Origin of the sequence: Acetobacter lovaniensis (genome assembly GCF_014207635.1) — a bacterium.
GTDB lineage: Bacteria > Pseudomonadota > Alphaproteobacteria > Acetobacterales > Acetobacteraceae > Acetobacter > Acetobacter lovaniensis.
Map to the genome: position 1 here is coordinate 1 of NZ_JACHIE010000022.1, position 17,185 is coordinate 17,185.

Consider the following 17,185-nt stretch of genomic DNA (forward strand, 5'->3'; position numbering starts at 1 on the left):
GAAGGCGAACCTCATGGCTTTTGGCTCGCAAAGAACTGGGTAGCTTTTTTTAGAATTTCCCTCTCCTCCCGCAGAATCCGGTTTTCCAGACGAAGGCGTTCATTCTCGCGGGCCAGGTCACCCTGAGGCTCGGATGTCGGTCCGGTCGGACGGTAATCCACTCTCCATTTACCCAGAGTGGATTTGCCAATACCAAGGTCGGCCGCAATGCGCGTACGTGACAGCCCGCTGCTCAACGCAAGTCTCACGGCCTCGCGTTTGAAATCTTCCGTATGCTTCATGATCTCGTCGGTCTCCTGATACGAGCTTAAAACGCTCAGATGACCGGCACAAAACCGTTACAAGTCCACTTTCTGTCTCCATAAAGCCCAGAGCAGTTTAGTTCCTTCAATTTCTCCATCTTGACAGAAGTTAATATATACTAGCATAAATCTAAGAAATATTTTTAGAGTGCGATTGATTAATGGAAAGCTTTTATTGTGGCATATATTCTTCTTCGTAGTAATTTAGATGAACTTGTGCTGCTGGAATTCCGTGATCGGCCTGTTATTCTGAATTACGAGACTATTGCCGGAATTACAGGTTTGTCTGAGCGGCTGCGTTTTGGGTTCGCAGAGCCTCTCGTCTGCTGGCCACGGGAAAATAATCCGGGCGAAATCTCTTGGTACGCGGAGGGCGAAAGTCAGTTTCGACAGATTACTCTTTTTCCTGCGGAGGAAAGAGAGACTTTGTTGCGTGATCTTGCTACTGAAATTATCCGACTGAGACAATCCGTATTGATGGCAGGCACATCAGATATTCATTTGTTGGATTTTGCGCTGATTATTCCTGGCGCTGAAGCCATATTTACTGATGGTGACAGGTTTGTTCTTGCCCCTTGGGGGGCGATGGCCGGTCGCGAGAAAGGTTTGAAACTATCTGACAGGGCGGTGGATTTCGGCAAGTCTTTTCTTGGTCAATTATTGGAGCAGGAGACGTCACCGGTCATGGACCGGCACGAATCTGTAAAAATTGACAAATCTGATCCGTTTGAAGTTACTGAGCCTCCTGCATCCAGGGGAGTGTTCAAACAGGATATATCTTCGGTAGCGGGTCAGGAAATGCCTTTCCCTGAAGTTTCTGTGGCAGCAGTGTCTTATGATGGCCAGTTGCCAATGTCAGGAGCCTCATCTGTTGTGCTGCATATTCTTGCATTCATTTCGTTTTTTCTATTAACCCTGTGGGCGGCGTTAACTGTAATTGGCCGTAGCCATGGGTTTGGCGTGGATTTTCCTGTGATAGGAAGGTATTTCGGGGCCGGATTGCCATCATGACGGTCCTTCTTTGCACGACCACTTCATCTGAACTCTCACCTGTGGTTTTCCGAGGCCAAAGAGTGATGGAATTGTGGCCTGAGTTTTCCGGTTTGCTAAGAAAGCTGGGGGGAGAATCTGGGGGAGGGTTGCTGGCCGAGCCAGAAGCGCACGGAAATGGCCGTGTTGACTGGTATGGAACGGTCGGTGCGGATATCCCGCAAGAAGATCGGGTAAAGCATTTTCATGCATTACGGGCTGCAATTGAAGCGGCGGCAGATCAGCAGGGGAATGCCCTTTCATCTTCGGAGAAAGCACTTTTACCTTTACTGCCATATATTTTTACCATTCCGGGGGAGGAATATATCCGTTCCGGAGCTTCCGGACCAATCCTAGTAGGGTGGGGACATCACGCAGTTACGGATAAGCTGACCCGGGTGGATATTACCGGAGCAGTAAAGCAGCCCGCGCCTTCCGTTTCCGCTCCTGCGCCTGCTGATGAGGCGGCCCATACGCGAATGGCCATCCATCCACCACCATTGGTAGTTGAACAGCGACCGGCCGGAGCGTGGCAAGCATGGCTTGTTCTGTTAGTAATGCTGGCGGGACTGGCTTTGCTAATCTGGCTTATATCTCATCTTGGTGGTCTGTTTGCTTCTGGGGGGTGTTCTCATCCATTACTTTTGTTCTGGGTGTTTCTTCTGGCGTCTCTAACAGTGCTGGCTTGGCTTGTGACGCGGCTTCCCTGGCGTGCATGGAGCGCGCTCAGGCGTGTTCGAAAAGTGGGAGCGTCTGGTGGCATATTACAGGTTATTCTGGCGTGGAACGACCTGAACGATCTTGATCTGCATGTTATCTGCCCTGATGGACAGCGCATTTATTTCAACAGGAGAGAGCATGGTGGGGGAGTGCTGCGTCATGACGCCAATGCGCGCAGAAAAGGAGCCCTGCCGCCGACGAACCACCCGGTTGAGACGGTTGCGTGGGTTACGGCACCCCCTCCGGGGTTATACACGGTAATTGTGGACCCTTTTGCAATGCATGCTGCACCAACCAGTCATTTTTCCGTAACGGTCTGTTATCATGGCACTGTGCTCGTAACGCGGAAGGGGAGCGCATCGGTCAATAATCGTATTGTTCCTGTCTGTAATTTTGGAATTCCCGCATGATTGTGCATCTGGACAAAAGTACAGGTGGTGTGCCTGCGGCGGCTCAGGCATTTGTGGCGGCTGTGCGGGACAGGCTGGGAGTGGATCATGCAGCCCTTTTTGCGACGCCTGTTGCGCAAGGTGATGGCGTGGTCTGGACAAGTGAAGGCGATAAAAGCCTGAATTTTTTTGAGTTTGATGCTTCTGCGCAGGATGCATTGCTTTTGCAGGCGGGTTCAATCCTTGCGGATATCCGGCGTGTAGCGGAAAGCGAAAATGGTGTTATTCGGCAGTATTTCCCCGGCATGCACCAGATACCCTCGCTGGATTGCCTGTTTGGTGTGGACGGACGTGCGGTTGTGACCCGTTGGGGGGGAGCGGGTGGGGTAGACCTGCTGACCGGCTTTAGCGACAGAAAGCTTAAATCGGTAGGGGCGGTTTTTCCACCTTTGCCACCGCGTCTGCTGCGCTCTGCTCTAGCCGGGGTAGGTGCTGGCCTGCTGGTTGCGGCCGTGTGGGTTTGCCTTCTTCCGTTGCCGTCGATATGCAAAGTTGTTCCGCCTCTTGAACACGCGCATTTAGCGGCTGAGGTCCATCCGGCCGCAGCACGCCCCCCACCTGTCGATGATCTGCCCGCGACCAAATGGCAGGCGCATGATCTGTCCATGCTCAAAGGGTGCTGGCACCGTCTTACCAATATGGTCGCGGTCAATATCGAGACTCATATACCTCAATCGGTCGCGCTGTGGACATTCTGTTTTGATGATCGGGGAGATGGAGGTCAGCAGACATTACAGTACACTAACAACAGTATCTGCAAAGGAAGGTTCACCTCTCATTTTGAGGGGGATACCCTGATTATAGAGGCGGATCGTTGTCTCTCAATATCAACTGGCCAGAATTTTCTGGCGACGACATATCGTTGCACCCGACTGGACCAGGAAAAAGCGTCCTGTCTCGGCTATACGAATGACCCACGCTATTCCAATCATGATAAACCGAGCGAAGGATTGTTCCAGAGATCGGCAGTGTCTACTTTATGATCCGGGTGGGCGGTATGGTATTGACTTCCCGCAGTCGGCCTTCACTGCAAGTGTTGCGCATATGGGAAACGTTTTTTGCATATCAGCTATTCCGATGGCTACAACAGCGTTTTGGCTGGATGCACGCGCATCTTTTGGTGAAGGATGGAGGCGCATGGTCATTATTGCAGTCGTTGTGTCTTGGGTGCGGGGGATTGTCGCGCCGTGTCAAATCAGTAATAACAAAGTAAGATCATGACGGATAATCTGCGAGAAAAATGGGAGAAAATGAGCTGATGTCAGACCATATCTCGTTGATTCCCGATAGTCTTATTCAGTTCGAAACGATCATGCTCGATCAAGAGGACTGCACTGACATAACGGTGAGGTTTTATGAACAGCAACGGAATGGGCCGAATGGTGAGCCCGAATGTGTCCTGCGCATGCCCGAGAAAGATCAGGACAGCGGAAATCAGGTATTTTATGCTGATGGTCGGGATCATGTGGTGCCGGATGGGGCAGATTATCAAATAAAATATAAGGATATTTATAAGGTTTTTAAAAACGAGTGGGTGCCGCTGCCTTATCTTGCCCGTGTAGGGGTGACTGATGATGAAGGCTTTAAGCCTGGTCCGGCCAACTGGGTGCGGGGTAGGCTGCGTAGCGAGTATAAAGGGCCGGGTGAAGAGGTTATTTTTCTTAACATAGCGTTTGATACTTCAATCGCACCCTATTACGAAGGGCGCTATCTGGCCCCCACACCTGATGACGAGGCGAGAGGGCAGAGTTTTGCCTTTGTTTCGGATCTGGACAGCATTTCATGGTTGATTGAAAGCGCGTGGCTCAAGGACTGGCTTGCTGAGTTACTTCATGATGCGAACTGGGTTGAGTCCACCAGAAAACGTCGCGATGATGATGAGGGTGGACCATCCAAGGTTCTTGCGCATGTGGCGATCTATCTTGCTTTCCTGCGGATGATTGCAAAAGCAGGCAGACCACCGGTCGCACAGATGCTGACAACAACGAATGAACCCCCGGTATCGGTCGATCTGGTGCTTGATCTGGGTAATTTTCGAAGCTGTGGAATTCTTATTGAGGAACACCCCGGCGCGCGCCAGCGCGAAGCGGACAGCTACGTTCTGGAACTGCGGGACCTGGATCGGCCCGAGCAGGTTTGTTCTGATCCTTTTTCCAGCAGGATTGAATTCGGCAAAGCGGTTTTTGGACGGGACTCCCATTCCCGTCGTTCGGGGCGTCCGCATGCTTTTGCCTGGGCGAGCCCGGTCAGAACCGGCCCGGAAGCCGAGCGGATGATGGGTGCGCGCATTGGCACGGAAGGACTTTCTGGTCTGTCGGCGCCCAAGAGGTATTTGTGGGACATGCGGCCGTCTGACCAAGGGTGGCGCTTCAACAATGGCTATCATCGTGATGGACAGAATGCCGACCCGCCCGTTAATGGTCCATTCCGTCGGGCGCTGCTGGAAACCCTGAGCGCCAAGCGGACGTGCAGGGTTGGTCGCTTTGATCTGGATGCAGCCCAGCCTGTGGGCCCCAGTGTTCTGTCGCGTAGTCTGCTGTTCACGCTTATGCTGAGCGAAATTGTCATGCAGGCGCTTATGTACATGAACTCGCCGGGATTTCGCTCACGTCGGCGCGATAGCGCCCGCCCACGGGGATTGCGTTCCCTTATGTTGACCATGCCTCCGGGTATGCCGGTGGCGGAGCAGAAAATTTTTCAGGCCCGTGCACGGGCCGCGCTAGATTTTATCTGGAAGGTAACGGACCAGAAAGGCAAGCTGCCCACTTTGCGTGCGGAGCTTGATGAAGCCACGGCGACACAGATTGTCTGGTTGCACAATGAGGTGACCGGGCGGCTCGGGGGACATGTCGAGGCGCTGTTTGAACTCTACAGCGCTGGGCGACGGGGAGAAAACAACCGGCCAGCCATTCGTGTCGCCAGCATCGACATTGGGGGTGGTACAACCGACCTGATGATTACGACATACACTCACACGGGACACGATGCGCTGTCTCCCTGTCAAAATTTTCGTGAGAGTTTCAATATCGCCGGGGATGATCTGCTTGAAGAGGTGATCCTGACAACGGTGCTCCCCCCTCTGGAGCAGGCTTTGACCAGAGTCGGCGTGCTCAGGGCCAGAGAGTTGCTTATTCGTCTGTTTGAACGGGACCACGGCAATCAGGATGAGCGGGATCGCCACCGGCGTAGGTTGTTTGTTGCGACCATTCTGGAGCCTGCCGCGCTGCATGCCCTGAGTCTTTATGAACAGGTCGGAGAGCAGATGAGTGGAGTGGTCGGGAGCTTTGATCTGAACGCCCCTGAAGTGAAGAGGGGGGATGATGCGCAACGGGCGCGTTGCGCGGCTTTCCTTGCCGAACAGGTCAATCTTCATATGCAGGGGCAGAATGTTCAGGAAATAGGCGCGTTTGACGTCTTCAGTGTTGATATTGAGGTAACGGTCGAGACGATTGAAAAATCCATTCGCTCAACGCTTGAAGCAGTCTTGTCCAACCTGACGGAAGTTGTCTGGGCCTATGGGTGCGATGTCCTGATTTTATCCGGGCGTCCTTCCAAGCTCCGGCGGGTGCGCAATCTGATCACGGGTGCCATGCCGGTTGCGCCACATCGTATTATAGCGATGCATGACTACACTGTTGGCAGGCATTATCCTTTTACGGATACGGCAAGCCGGATCAGTGACCCCAAGACAACGGTTGTGGTGGGGGCTGCCCTTTGCATTCAGGCAGAGGGGAGGTTGCAGAATTTTGTTTTGCGGACTGAAAAACTGGTCATGCAATCTACTGCCCGCTACATTGGTAAAATGGAAAAGACCGGCAGAATACGTGATGCGGACCTGCTGTTTACGGACCAGAACCCCAATGCTCCGCCGGGGTGTACACCAGAGGGCTTTAATCTGGAGGATTTTCAAGGTCTGACCATGATAGGGTTTCGACAGCTTTCGCTGGAACGGTGGACAACAACGCCACTCTATTGTGTCGAATTCACGCAGAATAGCCGGGCCGAAATGCAAAACTATAAGCTTCCTTTAAACATCAGGCTTGAACGATGGGCAAACCGTGAGGAAGAAGAAGAGGGTGATTTTTCGGGGCGAGAAAACTTCCAGATTGAAGAAATTACTGACGCACAAGGGGAGAGTGTTCACATAAAACTGATCACCTTGCGGTTACAGACAACCCTTAATCCTGAAGGATACTGGCGCGATACAGGGTGCCTGACGATGGGAGTGGGCATGTCGTGACAAATCTGGCCAATAAAACCCGGATTTTAGCTGATCTGGCCGTTAACGCGGCACGTTGGGTGGAGGATCAGGCACCAGAGGCAGACAATAACAGTTTGCGGGCATTGCGCAGGGAGCGCAGGGTTGCCCGCAAGCTTTCGCATGCAGCGAACAGACGGTCAGCTGTAGCGGTTTATGGCGCATCGCAAGCGGGGAAATCGTATCTGATATCGAGCCTTTCTGCCCCGGAAAATGGCCCGCTCAGAATATGGTACGGTGGTGAGTCTTTTGAGTTTCTCAAGGAAATAAATCCTATAGGGGGAGACGAATCTTCAGGCCTGGTATCACGTTTTACCCTATTTCCCCCCACGCCCCCTGATGGCGCGCCACCCGTGACGGTCAGGTTGCTGTCTGTTGCCGATATTATACGGATTGTCGGAAACACCTTCTTATCTGACTTCAAGTTGATCAATGTTACGCCCCCGCCGTTGAGCACAATAATGGAGAGGCTTGGCAACCTGCCTTTGACGGAAGGGCAGACAGTTCTGGATATTGATGATGTTGAAGCACTGAGAGAGTATTTTACGCGGAAGTTTGGCGATAAAATATGGATCAACATTCTTGATGACACATACTGGGGCTGGCTTGCTCAACATGTTGGTTTGCTGGTTCCACAAGATCTTCTCCGGGCATTTTCTCCGCTATGGGGCGGGGTTGAGGATCTGGGGCGTTATGCCGGTGTTCTTGTTGACGCACTGGTCACGCTGGGGCAGCCGGAGATGGCTTTTTGCGATGTCAGGGCTTTGTTACCCCGGGACAAAAGTATCCTTAATGTTTCAACACTTTTCAAACCTGCGGGAGATATTGAGCCAGTTCATCTGGTGGGAGAAAACGGATCGCGTGCGTATCTTCCGCGTAATGTTGTCTCAGCCATTATTTCCGAGCTGGTCATTCCCCTGACATCCGCGCGCTGGTCGTTTATGGACAAGACCGACCTGCTGGATTTTCCCGGGGCGCGTTCCCGTCTGAAAATTCCCGAGGTGGCAGAGGCAAGAGGTAAGGAGGGGACTTTATTCCTGCGTGGCAAGGTAGATTATCTTTTTGATCTGTACCAAGACAATATGGAAACCACGGCGACATTGATGTGTGTTGCTGATTCCGCGCAGGAGGTTTCAGACCTGCCCGCCATGATCAAAAGCTGGATTGATGATACAATGGGTGCTACGCCTGCGCAGCGGGCAGGCAAGCAGGACGCTCTTTTTGTCATTCTTACAAAATTTGACAGACAGTTTGAGGAAAAAGGTGGTGCGGATGAGAGCAGTAGTGACGGATGGAATACCCGCCTGCAAGCATCGTTAATCAATTTTTTCAAAGAGAGTTGGGTTAACCAGTGGAAGCCAGATAAACCATTTGACAACGTTCAATGGTTACGCGCGTCATCCGCAGGCAGTTTGTACAGCCGTGACAACGCGACCAAGCTGGAGCTTGAAATGATTCCCGACGTCGCGCAGCGGGTTGCCCGGTCTCGGGCGTCCTATCTGGCCAGTCCTGTTGTCCGGAAGCATATTCATGATTTTGAACGAGCTTTTGACGAAGCCATCAAGCCTAATGATGGTGGGGTTAGCTACCTTGCCGAGCGGTTGCATGATTTTTGCGAAAAGTCCGTCAGGACCGAACAGCTGACCAGTCGGTTAAAGCTGTGTTCTGAATCAATTCTTCGTATTATCACACCTTTTTATCATGATGTGTCGTCTTTGAATGCTTCTGATGAGGCGCGGCAGTCTGTGGCTAAAATTGCTCTTGCCTTAAGGGAGGTGCATCGGAACCGTTTGCTTGGTGCATTTTTTATCAGTCTGGAACCCGAACGGGAGGCAATTATCCGGGAGTGGAATCAGTTTAGCACTGAACTGGACACAGTGCCTGCTCCACCGGAAGAAGACGATCCGCTTGCCCTGATCCTTGGTGGAGCAATGCCAGACCCCGCCAGCCGGGAGGATCAGCATGACCATTTTGCAAAGCGTATCATGGATATGTGGGTAAAAGACTATCTTGGCAAAATGCAGCCTGAATACGCTGCTAGATTTGATATGGAACCTCATGTGGCACGCCTGTTTGCGGAGCGCATGGAGGTTTTGGCAAATATGCTTGATCTGAAAGGAAAAATGGCGACCGCCCTGCGGCGGAACTGTGATCATGTCAACAGGCTGAATCTTTCGGGTGAAAAACAATCTGTGATCTGTGTTGAACTGATAGGTCGCTTCCTGACCTGGTTGGGATATGCAGATGAGGATGCCACATCTTCCAGACCATGCCGTATGAACTCGGATGAGAAAATTTTTGATCGACCGGATCCATGCGCCGGGTTACCCGACCTTCCCCTCAAACCGAATGTTTACGTAGACCAGTTTTTTCATGACTGGGTTCTGGCTCTACGGCAGCGTTTTGAAGAAAGCGGGCCTCAGTTTGATGTGGAAGCCAACGAGCAGTTAGGAACGATCATAAACGGACTGGACACTGTAAAAGCATGAGTAACGCAATCAAAATACTTCCCGGACCGCATGCCGAGGGAGCAACAATTGTTTTGCCAGGCCGTGCTGGGGACGATTCAGACAAACCCGTTACTCTGAAAGCGCCAGGATACCCTCCCGAAGTTAAGGGGGAGTGTAGTCGGGCTGCGCAGGGGAATGATCTTCTGATCCATATTCCGTCATCTGCCACCAGGGATTTTGAACCGGGAGCAGGGTACAAGATAGAAATTCCGGAATTGCGTGTGACAGGGGACATAGAAGTGTGGCCTCAACTCCCAACGACCGGAAAGACGTACGCCGAGTTGGAGGCTGAGGCGCAGCAGCATCGCAACAACGGCATTCCGACAGAAGGGGAAAAGAACGATCCGGTTGTGCAGCCGGTTACGGCTCCTGCACATGTTGAGCCTGTTGTTGTGGAACCTGTTTTGGGGTTGGTCAGCGCATCATTCTGGTCCCGTCTGTACTCTATACGGAAATTTCTTTTTGCTGGTGGTGGTGTACTTGCCAGCATTCTGGCTCTGGCGGTCTGGTTTGTCGTGCATGGTCATCATGCATCTCCGCCATCCGCACCCTTCAGGCCAGCTACTCCGGTGCCTCCTGTGGCGACGACTGTTCCGGTAACGGCTCATCAACCGGTTATGACGCCTCCGCCTGCCTCACCGGTCAATATACTGGAAGGTCTTAGTGTTCCGGCCGTGATTGCCCAAGCCGGTTCAGCTTCCGCGATTGGTGACGAAGGACAAAGACGGCTGACGCATGGCAAGCCGGACGATGGTGTGCTTTTGCTGGAAGCCGCAGCACAGCGTGGCGATGGCCATGCAATGGCGCGCCTGGCACATTTGTACGACCCCACGGCTTTTGACCCGAATGGACCGGTGCCCGCAGCCGATATACGTGAGTCGTCACAATATTATCGGGCGGCGGTGCAGGCTGGTGATGAGGATGTTAAGGATGACCGCGCCCGTCTGCATGATCATCTGGAGAAAAAAGCGTCGGCGGGTGACATGGAAGCGCAGCTTGCCCTGAAGGATTTTTGGCCATGAGAAAACCCTTTTGGCTTATCGCCTGTCTTCTTGCCGGGGGTATGTCACAGACCGTCCCTCACGGCTTTGCGGCCGATCTGACTCCTTTGCTGCAACCGGGCAAGCATAGTCTTTACCAGCGTATAATTACGCGGCCTGGCGCAATGGTGGCAACGGATGCAAAGGGAACAGGTGCAAAACCAGTTGATGGTTTTGAAGTGTTTTATGTGTTCTCCCGTGAAAATGGACGCGTTCTGGTAGGCCGGGGCATGGCCGGACCAACATTTGGCTGGATTGAAGAGAGCCACACGATTGCATGGTCTCATGCCATGATTGCGGCATTTACTAATCCGGCCGGGCGCAACCGCGCTCTGTTTCTGGATACGGCGGAACATGAGCAGGCCATGCTAACGGCAAATGACTCAGCGCAACAGGCCGATCATCTTTTAAGCAGTGCCCTGTCTGGCAAGCCCGGCTCCGTGGTCGCACTGGAGCCAGAAAACTATGTGGATATAACAAAGAACTTTTATCTTCTGCCTATTCTGGAAGCGACCACGATCGACAGGGAAAGCGGTCCTTCTGTCCATATGCTTCACGTTATCTCTGCCCCGTCGGTTCCGTCTGAAGGGCGTCCTCCGGCTTCACCCGAGGCGCTTAGAAAATTTCGGGCGGCTCTGGTCTTTGTCATAGATACAACGGCGAGCATGCAGCCTTATATCGACCAGACCCGCGCCGCGATTGGAGATATTGTTCATACAGTCCAGAACACGGCAGTTTCGCAAAATTTCCGTTTTGGACTGATTGCCTATCGTGACAGCCTCGCTGATACTCCCGGACTGGAATATACAACAAAAGTCTACGCAACTCCGGATCTGGCGCAGCCGATTGATGCTGTGCTCCCTGCAATTGCTGGGGTACGGGATGCTCAGGTATCCTCTTCCAGTTTTGATGAAGATGCGGTGGCTGGTGTGCGTGCCGCCATTGATAACATTAAGTGGGACCAGTTTGGTGGCCGTTATATGGTGCTTATTACCGATGCTGGCGCGCGCGGGAGCGAGGACCCGCATAGTGTGACCCATCTGGGTATAGAAGAAGCACGCCAGCTTGCAGCAACAAAAGGCATTGCGTTGTTTGTTGTCCATCTGCTTACCCCGGCGGGCGACGCTGCGCACGACCATGCCCATGCGGCTTCTCAATACAGGGCGCTTTCAAAATTTGGGACAGCGGGTAGTCTTTACTACCCGGTTGCGGGAGGTTCGCCTGAGGCGTTCCGGCCGGTTGTGCAGTCGCTTTCCACGTCTTTGCTGCAACAGGTGGCAGATACGACCGGGCGCCCCGTGGCCGGTTTGACGCCTGAGGGTATGAAGGTTGACCCGAAAACTGCGGTTGTCAGTCAGGCCATGAGGCTTGCCTATCTCGGTCGGGAGCAGAACACTGCTGCTCCGGATGTCGTGGAAAGTTATACCGCTGATCGTGATCCTGCGGACGCTTTGCATAAAGCTCTGGATATCCGGGTTCTTCTGACACGGAACCAGCTTTCGGATCTTGCTGCATCACTCAAGAATATTCTTGATGCAGGAATAGCAGGCCGAACAACGCCGGAAACATTTTTCACACAACTCCAGTCAGCTTTCGCGGCTACGGCCCGTAATCCATCAGAAATCAGGCATATTGACAAGCTTGGGCCGCTGTTGGGGGAATATCTGGACGGGTTGCCGTATAAATCCGACATTGCGAGCATAACGCAGGATTCATGGCTGGCGATGGGGGCCATTGCCCAGCGTACCATCCTTAACAATATTGAAAGCAGACTGCGTCTTTACGAGGAATATGAAGCCCGGCCAGACCTTTGGGTTCATCTTGGGCATTCCGAAGATCAGGGGGAGGCTGTCTACCCCGTGCCTCTTGAAGCGCTGCCCTGAGAGAGATGTCATCTGTTTTGCCCGAACTCGTGCGTGTCAGGTCGTTGGAATGGCGTTCGCCTGATAAAAATTTTTCTCTTTTTGTTCCGAACTTTGTTCTAAAGGCAGGGGAGTGTCTGGCTATTGTCGGCCCCTCTGGTTGTGGAAAAAGTACACTGCTTGGATTGTTGTCGCTTGCTCTGCGTCCGACGGCAGGAAGCATTCAAATAGAAGGGCAGGAAGTTGCTTCCTGCTGGCAGACAAAGCAGGGCATCAGGGAACTGGGCAGATTGCGGGCGCGACATCTTGGTTTTGTTCCCCAGATGTGCGGCCTGCTGCCTTTTCTGTCGGTGCGTGCCAATATTGCTCTTCCCCTCAGGGTTCTGGAGCGTGACGATCATGGGCGCATTCTGGAGTGCGCGCAAAGGCTGGGAATCGCCAGTCTGCTTGACCGGGTTCCGGCCAGTCTTTCCGTCGGGCAAAGACAGCGGGTGGCAATTGCTCGCGCGGTTGTCCATCGTCCTCGTGTGGTCATGGCGGACGAACCGACTGCCGCCCTGCATCCCGATCAGGCGGATGACGCCATGCGGCTTTTGTTCGAGCATGCCAGCACAGAGGCCGCCGTTATTATGGTCACACACGATGCCGTCCGCGCGGAGGAAGCTGGTTTTGTGGTCGTGCGGGTGGTGCCCCAGACAGCAGGCGCCATGATTGCAACAACGGATGCCGCGCCATGAAAAAACTGCTTCTGATCGGAGGGCTCGCATTGCGTGATATGCTGTCCGAAAAAGTCATGGCTTTGTGTCTGATTATTGCCCTGGCCGCCACGGCAGCCCCTTTACTGGTCATTGCGGGTTTGCGGGTTGGGTTGGTTGAAGGGTTGCGTACAGCTCTTCTTGAAGACCCTCGTGTCCGTGAAATATCAAATGCCAGTAACAGACAGTTTGATACAGTATGGCTGCAAGCCCTGGCCCGGCAACCCGATATAGCATTTGTCGCGCCACGAACCAGAACCCTGGCTGCCAGTGTATTGCTTATGCCGCAGGGGCGGCCGCAGGATGCACGCAGGGTTGAGCTTATTCCATCATCTGTCGGGGATCCGTTATTATCTCCGGTGGATATGTCAGTCGAGTTTGACAAAATTGTGCTTTCGGCTCCGGCTGCGGCATCGCTACATGCCCATGTGGGCGATGTATTGGATATGCATCTTTCACGCCTTGGCGAAGGAGCCACTCAGGAGAGTGTGCCTTTACAGGTTTTTGCGGTCTCGCCGCCACGCGCTATTGGTCAGAATGCCGCGTTTGTCTCTGTGCGGCTTGCGCAGGCGGTGGAAATTTTCCGGGAAAAGCCCGTGAGCTGGCAGGATGCCTGGACAAGTGCTGCGGCTCTGTTACGCACGCAGGCGGGATTCAGACTGTACATGAAGCATATTGAGGATGTTCCCGCTGAAGATGCAAGGTTACGCGCAGCCGGTGTGGATGTAACGTCACGCGCGGGTGATGTTGCCGATCTGCTGACGCTCGACAAACGGCTTACACTGTTGTTCAGGCTAACCGCCTGTATGGGAGTGGCAGGGTTTGTCAGCAGTCTGGCCGCTGGGTTATGGGCTAATGTCGAACGTAAGCGGTTGTCTCTGGCTACAATGCGTTTTATCGGTGTGCCATATTTGACCGTGTTTCCCCTGCTTCAGGCTCAGATCCTTGCTTTTTGCGGAAGTAGTTTGGCGCTCTGTGGGGCATGGGTTGTTGGGTCTGTGATCAATCACCAGTTTGCCCAGATATTGCCAACTGGGCATCCTCTTTGCATCATTAACGGACGTCTGTGCATGATGTCACTTCTGTTGACGGCTACCGGCGCCCTGCTTGCATCCTTGGCTGCGGCGCATAGAGCGGGCCGGATTGACCCCTGGGAAGGAATAAGCACACCGTGAAAGCTTACCCGTCTTCAAAACTGGTTCTTCTTGCCGTGACCTTTATGTTTTGTCCGAGCTTTGCCTATGCGGACGCGGCGGCGTGGGATGCCAGATTTATAGACCCTCATCCATTGCCCGATGACCTGAAACTGCCGTTGCCTTGTGGTGGTGCGATGGTTTTCCGGCCTGTGGATGTCCCGGATGGGAAGGGCATTCTTGATGATGTTGATATGACCATCGGCCGTCCGGACACGCAGGAGGGCTACAATCAGTACACGTTACGCACACATCTTGCGGCGGCATTTCCAGTGCAGGGGCACCCCGAACTGCATCGGTACTACATTGGAAAATATGATGTTACAGTCAATCAGTATGCGGCTCTGAATGGGAGTTGCCCAGCACCAAGCCGGGCAGGACAGAAGCCGCAAACCGGCATTTCATGGGATGAGGCCAATGCCTATGCGGCCGGGCTTACAACATGGCTTCTCGAGAACAGGGCCCCTCTTCCGGTGGCGGGGGGAGGAAAAGGCTTTCTTAGACTCCCTGTTGACGAAGAATGGTCGTACGCCGCGCGGGGTGGCATGCGGGTGCAGGCATCTGAATTTGAAGCGCCTTTATGGCCAATGCCCGATGGTGGCCCTGCCGCCTACATAGCGGCTGGGCCGGATATTGGGGAAATGCAGGCTGTGGGGCAGATGAAGCCCAATCCCCTTGGCCTATATGACATGCTTGGCAATGCTGGTCAGATGATGCTTGATCCCTACAGGCTGAACCGTGTCGGGCGTTTGCAGGGCAAAGTGGGAGGGCTGCTGATCCGGGGGGGGGATTTTCATGCCAATCCCGATGAACTCACAACAAATGTTCGCGCCGAGCGGCCACCTTATAACGAAAAAACAGGGAAGCCGATGCGCGATCCGGCTATTGGCTTTCGTCTGGTTATTGGTGCCAGCGCCTTGGGCTCCCTGAAGGAAACAGAAGATGCGGAAAAAGACTTCAAAACATTGCTGAACGAAGCTCAGGCAACACCAGGGGATGCCTGGGCGGCCCTGCGGGCGCTCAAAGCGGAGGCAGGGTCAGACCCGGCAATGGCGGGAAAGTTATCACGCATTGAAACGGCACTCACGACCGATGCACGTGCCAGAATCGATGCTGACAAGCAGGTGCTTGGCGCCCAGCTTCAAGCGCTTGCCGTTCTGGCCAATGCCGTGTGGGAGATCAATCATGTGATTGATACAATTACTCAGGCAAAAATGAAGCTTGTTAATCTAACACCGCAGCAGGCGCAGAAGATTGAAATACATTTGGCTGAACGCCAGAAATCCCTGAGTGCGGCAATAGAAAGTTATCTTGGCCTGCTTGGTGCCGCTGCCAGCAGTCCCGCCATCAAGGAACTGGATGGTATTGCCGCGGCCGGGCAGGACATGCTGCGCAGCCAGAACGAAGACTATCTGTTGGGGATGCAGGATTTAAGCCAGAAAAATCTTGAAATCCTTCATGCAGGTAAAAAAGTGACGGCGCAAGACATACTGGAAGAGGTAAAAAATATTCCGGCACAGTAAAAAATGAACTGTGCCGGATTGTGGCGCCTGTTTTGTCAGATGTTACAGGTGGGAAAGAGTGTCCACCAAGGCGTCTTGCTGTTTTGCGGCTTCCGCTGCTTTAGCGTCATCGTGGCTGTTGGCCAGTTTTGATGCTGTATTCAGTGTGTTCAGACTGGTCTGATACTGCGTGGAGCTAATGCGTTTTTGCTGCGCCAGTTGAGAGAGTTGTTTACGGAGTGCTGCATTTTTGTTTTTGAATGCCTGTAAACGTGCGGCCGCCTGAGTAACGCTGTTTTGGGCAATGGCCGCATTGTTTTGGGCGGCCGTGGCATTATTTTGCGCCTGCTCGGCTTCCATACGCAAAAAATCTCTTTGCGTATTGAGCGTCGCGGTTCTTTGCTGGTACCCATCACCAGCGGAGCATCCGATCCCTGTAAACAGGTCCGCATGATTGGGGTCGCATTGCTGTGCTGAACAGGCTGCGAGTAGCGTTATCGGCACAAGACCGATCATACGCCGGAGGTGGAAGGACTTCACGAGCTGACGTTGCCTCCCGCGACACCGCTAGCCGCGGCTGCGCCCAGATTGTTCGCCAAAGAGTCCTGCGCGGCACCCATATTGGCTATGGAAGCGTTCATTGTGCTGACGGCGGCGGCGGCAGCGGCATTGGAACGGCCAGATGCAAGGTTGCCTGCGCTGGCAACGTCTTTTACGTAACCTGCCCTGATGGCTTTGATCGCAGCCAGATCTTTCTGGTAGCGAGCAATTTTTTCCTGATAATCAGATACGGAAATCTGATTGGCTGCAAGCTGCTGGTGCAATACCACCAGTTCCTGCTGCGCTGCGGCGGCTGTCTGCTGGGCGTAAAGGGTATCCTGCTGCGATTGGGCGGCCTGCTGCTGGTAGTGTGCGATCGCCTGGTTCGCATCATCTTCGCTCATTTCCTGAGCCTGTGTGCGGCTGGCAATGGCATAGCCAATCGCGCCTCCCAGCAGTGCACCGCCAGCACCTGCAAGTGCTGCATTTTTAGCGCTGTGAGTAGCTACTCCGACACCAATGGCGGCCAACCCGCCGAGTAGGGCGGCACCTTCTGCCACTGTCGTATCAAATTGTGCCTGACGCTGCCGGAGTTGCCTTTCCTGAGGAGAGAGTGATGGATCATTGGCAGAGTTGGCGCACGACGTAAGGAACATGCAGCCTGCGAGGGGCAGTAAAAAAAACTTCCTGGGCAGGGTCTTGCTCGTTATGGAAGTTTCAGTCGTGGGGTTTTTCGTCATTTCCCGGTCCTAATAGTGTTTGTTGAAACAGTCACCATACAGATAAAAACCACATAATATTTGCGCCGGTAATTTTGTTTTTATCTTAAAAAATCATAAACAAAGTAAATCTCTGGTCAGTATGGGCGCAAATCCGAAGTTATGACTACAAGCGACATTTTTTCATACCCATGACAACTGAGCTTTTCAAGCGGTGTGTAACGTGCAGGGTTCGAAAAAAACGTGGATTTGAGTGATGCTCCGTGACTCCATCATACATGGCTTGATTGGACGAGATGGAATGAA

14 protein-coding genes are annotated in these 17,185 nt (G+C 53.3%); 10 read left to right on the top strand and 4 right to left on the bottom strand.

Annotated features, from left to right (window positions below; translation table 11 throughout):
* Positions 1-11: 11 nt before the first annotated feature.
* Entirely contained in the window at positions 12-281 is a 270-nt protein-coding gene (locus HNR55_RS15160) for a transposase (protein ID WP_221441744.1), read from the bottom strand.
* A gap of 198 nt (positions 282-479) precedes the next feature.
* Here HNR55_RS15160 and HNR55_RS15165 point away from each other — a divergent pair, with 198 nt between their 5' ends.
* Positions 480-1,313, top strand: coding sequence for a hypothetical protein (locus HNR55_RS15165; protein WP_166116752.1), 834 nt, complete (start codon positions 480-482; stop codon positions 1,311-1,313).
* A 95-nt stretch (positions 1,314-1,408) separates the two neighbouring features.
* Here the strand turns inward: HNR55_RS15165 and HNR55_RS17090 are convergent, their stop codons facing one another.
* Positions 1,409-1,540 (bottom strand): hypothetical protein, encoded by a 132-nt coding sequence (locus tag HNR55_RS17090; protein WP_260400941.1) that lies wholly within the window; start codon positions 1,538-1,540, stop codon positions 1,409-1,411.
* Between the two features lie 483 nt (positions 1,541-2,023).
* Here HNR55_RS17090 and HNR55_RS15170 point away from each other — a divergent pair, with 483 nt between their 5' ends.
* The 9 genes from HNR55_RS15170 to HNR55_RS15210 all read left to right on the top strand — a co-directional run bounded on the left by HNR55_RS15170 (position 2,024) and on the right by HNR55_RS15210 (position 15,641).
* Positions 2,024-2,461 carry a hypothetical protein gene (locus tag HNR55_RS15170; protein WP_166116753.1) on the top strand — a complete coding sequence of 146 codons (438 nt, stop codon included), beginning with the start codon at positions 2,024-2,026 and terminating at the stop codon, positions 2,459-2,461.
* Positions 2,458-3,483, top strand: a complete 1,026-nt coding sequence (locus HNR55_RS15175; RefSeq protein ID WP_166116755.1) for a hypothetical protein — start codon at positions 2,458-2,460, stop codon at positions 3,481-3,483. The genes HNR55_RS15170 and HNR55_RS15175 overlap by 4 nt, the downstream gene beginning before the upstream one ends.
* A 275-nt stretch (positions 3,484-3,758) precedes the next feature.
* A complete protein-coding gene (locus HNR55_RS15180; RefSeq protein ID WP_166116756.1) occupies positions 3,759-6,740 on the top strand; it encodes a virulence factor SrfB in 2,982 nt (993 codons plus the stop codon).
* A complete protein-coding gene (locus HNR55_RS15185; RefSeq protein WP_166116757.1) occupies positions 6,737-9,247 on the top strand; it encodes a virulence factor SrfC family protein in 2,511 nt (836 codons plus the stop codon). Before HNR55_RS15180 ends, HNR55_RS15185 begins: the two co-directional genes overlap by 4 nt.
* Positions 9,244-10,290 (top strand): DUF3597 domain-containing protein, encoded by a 1,047-nt coding sequence (locus HNR55_RS15190; RefSeq protein ID WP_166116758.1) that lies wholly within the window; start codon positions 9,244-9,246, stop codon positions 10,288-10,290. Before HNR55_RS15185 ends, HNR55_RS15190 begins: the two co-directional genes overlap by 4 nt.
* On the top strand, positions 10,287-12,191 hold the full coding sequence (locus tag HNR55_RS15195; protein WP_242005635.1) for a vWA domain-containing protein: 1,905 nt from the start codon (positions 10,287-10,289) through the stop codon (positions 12,189-12,191). The genes HNR55_RS15190 and HNR55_RS15195 overlap by 4 nt, the downstream gene beginning before the upstream one ends.
* Before the next feature lie 29 nt (positions 12,192-12,220).
* Complete coding sequence (locus HNR55_RS15200) at positions 12,221-12,907, top strand: ABC transporter ATP-binding protein (RefSeq protein WP_264813683.1); 687 nt, start codon at positions 12,221-12,223, stop codon at positions 12,905-12,907.
* Positions 12,904-14,100, top strand: a complete 1,197-nt coding sequence (locus HNR55_RS15205) for a hypothetical protein (RefSeq protein ID WP_166116760.1) — start codon at positions 12,904-12,906, stop codon at positions 14,098-14,100. Before HNR55_RS15200 ends, HNR55_RS15205 begins: the two co-directional genes overlap by 4 nt.
* Positions 14,097-15,641 carry an SUMF1/EgtB/PvdO family nonheme iron enzyme gene (locus HNR55_RS15210; protein WP_166116761.1) on the top strand — a complete coding sequence of 515 codons (1,545 nt, stop codon included), beginning with the start codon at positions 14,097-14,099 and terminating at the stop codon, positions 15,639-15,641. Before HNR55_RS15205 ends, HNR55_RS15210 begins: the two co-directional genes overlap by 4 nt.
* Positions 15,642-15,683: 42 nt before the next feature.
* On the opposite strand, the gene HNR55_RS15215 is transcribed toward HNR55_RS15210, so the two are convergent.
* Together HNR55_RS15215 and HNR55_RS15220 are read right to left on the bottom strand one after the other, a co-directional pair.
* Positions 15,684-15,980 carry a hypothetical protein gene (locus HNR55_RS15215; protein WP_166116762.1) on the bottom strand — a complete coding sequence of 99 codons (297 nt, stop codon included), beginning with the start codon at positions 15,978-15,980 and terminating at the stop codon, positions 15,684-15,686.
* Between the two features lie 176 nt (positions 15,981-16,156).
* Complete coding sequence (locus tag HNR55_RS15220; protein ID WP_166116763.1) at positions 16,157-16,900, bottom strand: hypothetical protein; 744 nt, start codon at positions 16,898-16,900, stop codon at positions 16,157-16,159.
* Between the last annotated feature and the right edge of the window lie 285 nt (positions 16,901-17,185).